The organism is Enterobacter sp. CC120223-11 (assembly GCF_900215375.1).
Lineage (GTDB): Bacteria > Pseudomonadota > Gammaproteobacteria > Enterobacterales > Enterobacteriaceae > Scandinavium.
The window spans coordinates 138,861-145,782 of record NZ_OBEF01000008.1 but is presented as its reverse complement, the minus strand read 5'-3'; the positions used below and the strand labels follow the sequence as shown (position 1 = coordinate 145,782).

The 6,922-nt window shown below is 55.2% G+C and carries 7 protein-coding genes and 1 pseudogene; 5 read left to right on the top strand and 3 right to left on the bottom strand.

From position 1 onward, the window contains the following. Positions 1–299: acid resistance repetitive basic protein Asr (gene asr, locus CRO87_RS11560; RefSeq protein ID WP_255252510.1), on the bottom strand; the 299-nt coding region annotated here is incomplete at its 3' end. Positions 300–469: 170 nt separating this feature from the next. On the opposite strand from asr, the pseudogene CRO87_RS11555 reads away from it, so the two are divergent. Further along, positions 470–574 (top strand): annotated as a pseudogene (locus CRO87_RS11555) (DUF4113 domain-containing protein); the annotation flags it as partial. Positions 575–664: 90 nt separating this feature from the next. After that, positions 665–1,348: a hypothetical protein gene (locus CRO87_RS11550; RefSeq protein ID WP_097163092.1), complete on the top strand. Its 684-nt coding sequence runs from the start codon at positions 665–667 to the stop codon at positions 1,346–1,348. 104 nt (positions 1,349–1,452) lie between these two features. Here CRO87_RS11550 and CRO87_RS11545 read toward each other — a convergent pair whose 3' ends face one another. After that, positions 1,453–2,937, bottom strand: coding sequence for a carboxypeptidase M32 (locus CRO87_RS11545; RefSeq protein WP_097163091.1), 1,485 nt, complete (start codon positions 2,935–2,937; stop codon positions 1,453–1,455). 116 nt (positions 2,938–3,053) lie between these two features. On the opposite strand from CRO87_RS11545, the gene CRO87_RS22780 reads away from it, so the two are divergent. After that, entirely contained in the window at positions 3,054–3,158 is a 105-nt protein-coding gene (locus tag CRO87_RS22780; RefSeq protein ID WP_217992670.1) for a KPN_01571 family protein, read from the top strand. A 28-nt stretch (positions 3,159–3,186) separates the two neighbouring features. Here CRO87_RS22780 and CRO87_RS11540 read toward each other — a convergent pair whose 3' ends face one another. After that, positions 3,187–4,437: an MFS transporter gene (locus tag CRO87_RS11540; protein ID WP_097163090.1), complete on the bottom strand. Its 1,251-nt coding sequence runs from the start codon at positions 4,435–4,437 to the stop codon at positions 3,187–3,189. Positions 4,438–4,553: 116 nt separating this feature from the next. Between CRO87_RS11540 and CRO87_RS11535 the strand changes: the two genes are divergently transcribed. Then, positions 4,554–5,483 (top strand): LysR family transcriptional regulator, encoded by a 930-nt coding sequence (locus CRO87_RS11535; RefSeq protein WP_097163089.1) that lies wholly within the window; start codon positions 4,554–4,556, stop codon positions 5,481–5,483. 93 nt (positions 5,484–5,576) lie between these two features. After that, positions 5,577–6,797 (top strand): sugar metabolism global transcriptional regulator Mlc, encoded by a 1,221-nt coding sequence (gene mlc / locus CRO87_RS11530; protein WP_097163088.1) that lies wholly within the window; start codon positions 5,577–5,579, stop codon positions 6,795–6,797. The last annotated feature ends 125 nt before the right edge of the window (positions 6,798–6,922 follow it).

Below are 6,922 nucleotides of genomic sequence, written 5' to 3'. Positions count from 1 at the left end.
GCCTGAGCTTTCTGAGCTACAGCTGGTTTGGTTGCCGCTTTTTTGTGGTGCTTTTTAGCGGCCTGAGCTTTCTGCTCTGCTGCTGGTTTGGCAGCGGCTTTTTTGTGGTGCTTTTTGGCAGCCTGAGCTTTCTGAGCTGGTGCGGCTTTTTTGTGTTTTTTGTGATGAGTGGTTTTCGCTGGAGCCGCGTGGGTAGCAGCAGGTGCAGCAGCCGGAGCGGTAGCAGCAGTGTCAGCAGCGAAAGCGGCAGAAGACAGACCCATAGCAGCGGCGACAACCAGAGCTAATACTTTTTTCATTCTGAAATCCTCGAATTTGGTTTCTATGTTCAACCCCACTGCGGGGCCGTTGAAATGAACTATAGACTTGTGGATCAAGGCATTCAGTGAGTGATTGGTATCGGCGTGTAACCGTTTGTACAAAGTGAATCGCCACGAGTTTAATAGACACCTCAGATTCTTTTACGGGTGTTGTTGATAAGATTAATCGCTCAGGAAACGGTAAGGTATGGTTTGCTGTCCGCGGGATCGCCCCTGAATGGAGGATGAGGCGGGACATGCTTTCACCCGCATAGATTACGCGCTGGGGCAATTTGCCGGTGGCGAGCTTTTAAGCCGAAAGAGTTGTGCCAGGTAACCCCTGACTATAAAAAAGAGAACAGAAAATGAGTGATTCTGACGATAGCGTAAAGCAGCACATCAAGGATGAGATTGAGGAAGTCGTGAAGGACAAGCTCTATAACAAAATCTTTGGGTATGTGTTTATTTCTTTCCTCTGCATAAACTGGCAGGAGCTTTTCATCCTCCTGAAGTCAACAGACGATGTTTACTACACACTTGCCATGATGGAAACCCAGCAATATTTCTGGCTACACCATTTTGGCCTTCCTTTTGCTGTTGGTGTGGCAGCTTCAGTGGCATTCCCCTGGCTCACGAGCGTTGTTTCACGGCTTACTACAAATGCCTATTCCTCAATCCGCTACGTTGATAAGAATGTGAGCGAAATGACTGTCGAACGAATGCGGGAGATCAGGAAGGTGATAACCCTGACGGAAACAGACCTGAAAGAACTTCAAAAAAAACGACAGTATGAATATCAGGAGTATGAAAAAGCCCGCGTTAAGCGTGAGCAGATTGACGGGCTGAACAAAGAGCTTTTTGAAGGCTTGAAGCCTATTGCCGAGCAATACAAGCGGAATCAAAAAAGAATCGAAACTGAAGCCGACATGATTAATTTTTTGCTTTCGATAAAAGGCACACCAATGGAAAAAGACACTGGTCTGTACCCGCATCTGGAGATTTTACTTGATGACCTCATTAAGCTGATGGACGGAGAGCAGGCGGCGTGAACAGCGGGGCTGAGCCCCGCCTTTCCTTGCGTATTCACGCAAAACTTGCGTCGTTGGGCAACGTGTAGGCCGGGTAAGATGGGAGCATTCACCCGGCAAAGTTATTACAAATAACGTGCCGTTAAATGAGCGCGGAAATGCGAGCTGTTCAGATCTTCCCCGGTCGCGCGGGTAATCAGTTCCGAGGTGCTGAAGCGGCTGCCGTGCTGCCAGATGTTATCGTGCAGCCAGCCAAACAGCGGGCTGAAGTTGCCTTCGCTCAGCTGATTGTCGAGCCCCGGCAGCGCTTTGCGGGCGGCCTGGAACAGCTGGGCTGCGTACATTGCGCCCAGGGTATATGACGGGAAGTAGCCGAAGCCGCCGTCGGTCCAGTGAATATCCTGCATGCAGCCGTTGCGGTAGTTGCCTTCCGTCGACAGGCCCAGATACTGCTGCATCTTCTCATTCCACAGGCCCGGAATGTCATCCACTTCAATGTCGCCATCAATCAGCGCGCGTTCAATTTCGTAGCGCAGAATGACGTGAGCCGGGTAGCTGACCTCATCGGCGTCCACGCGAATAAAACCACGCTCGACGGTCTGGCTCCAGGCGATAAAGTTCTCAAGCGTGAACGCAGGCTGATTGCCGAACTGCTGTTGGATGTGCGGCAGGATGTGCTGCAGAAAAGCGGCACTGCGCCCGAGCTGCATCTCGAAGAACAGGCTCTGGGATTCGTGTACGCCCATTGAGCGTGCATGCGCCACCGGCTGGCCAGCCCACTGGCGCGGCAGGTTCTGCTCATAGCGCGCATGGCCCGTTTCGTGGATAACGCCGAACAGGGCGCTCAGCAGATCGTTTTCATCATATCGCGTGGTGATACGCACATCTTCCGGCACGCCGCCGCAGAACGGATGGGTGCTGACGTCGAGACGCCCGCCGTTGAAATCAAAGCCGAGCAGGGTCATCGCTTCGAGGCCAATCTTTCGCTGAGACTCAGTAGCAAAAGGACCTTGCGGGTTAATCAGCTTCCGGCTGGCCTGTTTATCGACCACGGTTTGGAGCAATTCCGGCAACCAGCTTTTCAAATCGGCAAACAGGGTGTCCAGGCGTGCGCTGGTCATGCCAGGTTCGTAGATATCGAGAAGGGCGTCATAGCGCGAACTGCCGCTGGCCTCTGCGCGAATGCTGGCCTCCTCGCGGCTGAGACGAACCACTTCTTTCAGATTCGGCGCGAAACCTGCCCAGTCGTTGTTTTTACGCTGAGAGCGCCAGGCGTGCTCGCAGCGGTTGCCCGCCAGCGATTTGGCTTCCACGAGGCTCTCCGGCAGAAGGGCGGCCTGGTTGTACGCGCGTGCCATTTCACGCAAATTCGCGCGTTCCTCCTCGCTCAGATTTTCCTGCTGTGCACCTTCAAGGAGGCTAGCGACGTTTGGGTTAGTCAGGATCTGGTGCTGAAGCACGCCAAGTTCAGCCAATGCTTCACCACGGGCCTGGCTGCCGCCGGGCGGCATCATGGCAGCCATATCCCAGCCCGCGATAGCGGAAAGATGTGAGAAACGCGATAAACGCTGAAAGGTGCGGGTGAGCTGCTGGTAGTTATTGTTAGCCATTTTGCCTTAGTCCGAAAAAGTGACGCCGGGGCGCGCAGAGGGTCAAAAATACGACGAAAGTATGAGGCGAGGTGCTGATTTTCCGTCAAGCTTGATCACTATCACAGGTTAACAGTGTGCGGCAAACTATGAATCCGTTCATCTGGATCTTTATCACGCTGATGTCGATTGGCGCAGTGCAGGATATGGGCGGCTTAGCTGCCTTGTTCAGCTCATGGTAAACAGCCCGCCTGATGCGGGCCGTTCTTATTAATGCAGGCGTTTGTGCAGGCACGAGCCGGTAATCAGCGCCAGGATTAGCATTGCTGCAATAAATCCACCCACGCCATTCCATCCCCAGTTATGCCAGAACACGCCACCGAGCGTACCCGCAATACTTGAACCCAGATAGTAGCTGAACAGATACAGCGATGAAGCCTGCCCGCGGGCGCGGCGGGCGCGTGGGCCGATCCAGCTGCTGGCGACGGAGTGCGCCGCGAAGAAGCCTGCGGAAAAGAGCAGCATGCCGAAGAAGATGAGCCACAGAGATGAGAACAGCGTCAGCAGCAGCCCGCTAAGCATGACGGCGGTAAAGCCTACCATCACCGGGCCACGGCCATACCGCTGAGTCATTGCGCCCGCTTTTGGTGAGCTCCAGGTGCCGGTGAGATAGGCAACGGAGAGCAGCCCAACCACCGCCTGGCTCAGTGACCACGGTGACATCATCAGGCGGTAGCCGATGTAGTTGAACAGCGTCACGAACGCGCCCATCAGCAGAAAACCTTCGGCGAACAGCAGCGGCAACCCTTTATCACGCCAGTGAATGCGGAAGTTGATAAACAGCGATTTCGGACGCAGCGACGCGGGTCTGAAATGCCGGGAGTCCGGCAGAATGCGCCAGAACATCAGCGCGGCGGCGAGGGCAAAGCAGCCAATCATGGCGATAGCCACCCGCCAGCCAAAGAAATCGGTCATCACCCCGGTGATCAGACGCCCGCTCATACCGCCAATCGAGTTGCCGCTGATGTAGAGCCCCATCGAGAATGCGACAAAACTGGGGTGAATCTCTTCGCTGAGGTAGGTCATGCCGACGGCCGCCACGCCGCTTAGCGACAGGCCAATCAGCGCCCGCATAATCAGGATCCCATGCCAGCTGCTCATCATTGTGGAAAGCAGCGTGCAGCAGGAGGCCAGCAGCAGCGCGGTCACCATCACCTGTTTGCGGCCGATGGCGTCGGAAAGCGGGCCGGTAAACAGCAGTCCTACCGCCAGCAGCGCCGTTGAAACCGACAGCGAAATACTCGCGCTGGCCGGTGAGACGCCAAACTCGTGAGAAAGCACTGGCAGAATGGGCTGCACACAGTAAAGCAGGGCGAAGGTGGCGAGTCCTGCAGAGAAAAGTGCGAGGGTGACCCGGATAAACTGCGGCGTGCCGCGTTGAATAAACTGGCCCGGCGCGGGAAGGCGAATATCACTGACGTCACTGGCCGGGGCGCTGTCAGCGGTGGTAGTACGGCTCACGGGAGATCCTTGCGTAAAAACAACGAATAAAAAGAGATTCAGTTCACTTTCACAGAGTAGGAAAATGTAAATAATCTGTCTAATATATTAATAATCTCAAATGATATGTTAAACGTATGAATATAGAGTTGCGACACCTGCGCTATTTTGTGGCGGTAGCGGAAGAACTGCATTTTGGGCGGGCTGCGGCCCGACTGAACATCTCCCAGCCCCCGCTCAGCCAGCAAATTCAAATCCTTGAACAGCAGATTGGCGCCAGGCTTTTTGCCCGGACCAACCGCAGCGTCAGCCTGACCGCCGCGGGAAAACAGTTTCTGACGGATAGCCGACAAATTCTGATTCAGGTGGATGAGGCGGCCGCCCGCGCGACTCGTCTGCATCACGGTGAAACCGGCGAACTGCGGATCGGTTTTACTTCTTCCGCGCCCTTTATTCAGGCCGTCTCCGATACGCTGTCCCGCTTCCGGCGACAGTACCCGGACGTTCATCTGCAAACCCGCGAGAGCAACACCCGCGAGCAAATCGCCCCGCTGAGCGAAGGCGCGCTGGACCTGGGGTTGATGCGTAAAACGCAGCTGCCGGACACGCTCGAGTGGCAGGTTATTTTGCGCGAACCGCTGCTGGCGATGGTACCGCGCGATCACGGGCTGGCGCAGCGCGAAGCGGTGACGCTGGCAGAACTCGCGCAGGAGCCGCTGGTGTTTTTCGACCCACACGTGGGAACAGGGCTCTACGACGATATTCTGGGGCTGCTGCGGCCGTTTGGTACGCCAGTGATTACCCAGGAAGTGGGCGAGGCGATGACCATCATCGGCCTGGTGTCCGCCGGGCTGGGCGTGTCCATTCTTCCTGCCTCCTTTAAAAAGGTGCAGCTCAATGAGATGCGCTGGCTGCCGATAGCGGATGAGGAGGCTGTGTCTGAGATGTGGCTGGTCTGGCCCCGACATCATGAACAAACGCAGGCGGCTCAGCGCTTTCGTGAGCAGCTGCTGGCGGCGGCCAGGGTGGACTTTTTTGCCGAAAATGCACGAAAAAATGTGCGGTAAATCACAAGCCTAAGTAAAAATTTGACGTGTTACGTCGAACTGATTCAACATAGCAAAAGTTTATTTCGAAGCGCGAAAATAAGGAAGTCGGCGGTGGTAGCAGAAAGTCAGCCAGGGCATATCGATCAGATTAAGCAGACCAATGCAGGCGCGGTGTATCGCCTGATTGATCAGCTCGGCCCGGTCTCCCGCATTGACCTTTCTCGCCTTGCACAACTCGCCCCTGCCAGTATTACCAAAATCGTCCGTGAAATGCTGGAAGCCCACCTGGTTCAGGAAACCGAAATCCAGGAGCCGGGCAGCCGTGGACGTCCGGCAGTAGGGCTGATGGTGGAAACTGAGGCCTGGCATTATTTGTCGCTGCGCATCAGCCGGGGGGAAATCAACCTCGCGCTGCGCGATCTCAGCAGCAAACTGGTCGTGGAAGAAGAGCAGACGCTGCCGCTGGTTGATGAGAAGCCGTTCCTCGAGCGCGTCATTGAGCACATCGACCATTTCTTTATTCGCCATCAGCAAAAACTGGAGCGTTTGACCTCCATTGCGATAACGCTCCCGGGCATTATTGATACCGAAAACGGCATTATTCACCGCATGCCGTTTTACGATGATGTGAAGGACGTGGCGCTCGGCGAAGCGCTGGAATCCCGCACCGGCGTGCCGGTTTATCTGCAGCACGATATTAGCGCCTGGACCATGGCAGAGGCGCTGTTTGGCGCATCACGCGGCGCGCGCGACGTGATTCAGGTTGTTATCGATCACAACGTGGGCGCAGGGGTGATTACCGACGGACGCCTGCTGCACGCGGGCAGCAGCAGCCTGGTGGAAATCGGCCATACTCAGGTCGATCCGTACGGCAAGCGTTGCTACTGCGGCAACCATGGCTGTCTGGAAACTATTGCAAGCGTTGAGAGCGTATTAGAACTCGCGCAGGTGCGCATGAAGCAGTCGATGAGCTCCATGCTGCATCAGCAGCCGTTGACGGTGGAGTCGCTCTGCCAGGCAGCGCTGCAGGGCGATCTGCTGGCGAAGGATATCATTAGCGGCGTCGGCACCCACGTCGGGCGCATTCTTGCCATCATGGTGAATTTATTTAATCCGCAAAAAATTCTTATCGGTTCGCCGTTCAACCAGGCATCCGAGATTCTGTTCCCGGCTATCAGCGCCTGTATACATCAGCAGTCGCTTCCTTCCTACAGCAGGCATATCAGCGTCGAGAGCACCCAGTTCCGCAATCGCGGCACCATGACGGGCGCGGCACTGGTAAAAGATGCGCTCTATAACGGATCTCTGCTGATCAGACTGTTACAGGGCTAACAAATTTAAATCGTTAAACCAAAAATTGCGCTAACTCAAGCTGGCTTTTCGGTCAATCAAGTAAACTTTCCCCTCTTTGAATGATTACCCTGATTTATCTATTCACCGTCAAAGCAGTGGAGTGA

What these genes read in the sequence shown, in the direction of transcription:
- CRO87_RS11550 (WP_097163092.1), top strand. Translation starts at nt 665, where the DNA reads ATGAGTGATTCTGACGATAGCGTAAAGCAGCACATCAAGGATGAGATT.
- CRO87_RS11545 (WP_097163091.1), bottom strand. Translation starts at nt 2,937, where the DNA reads ATGGCTAACAATAACTACCAGCAGCTCACCCGCACCTTTCAGCGTTTA.
- CRO87_RS11535 (WP_097163089.1), top strand. Translation starts at nt 4,554, where the DNA reads ATGAATATAGAGTTGCGACACCTGCGCTATTTTGTGGCGGTAGCGGAA.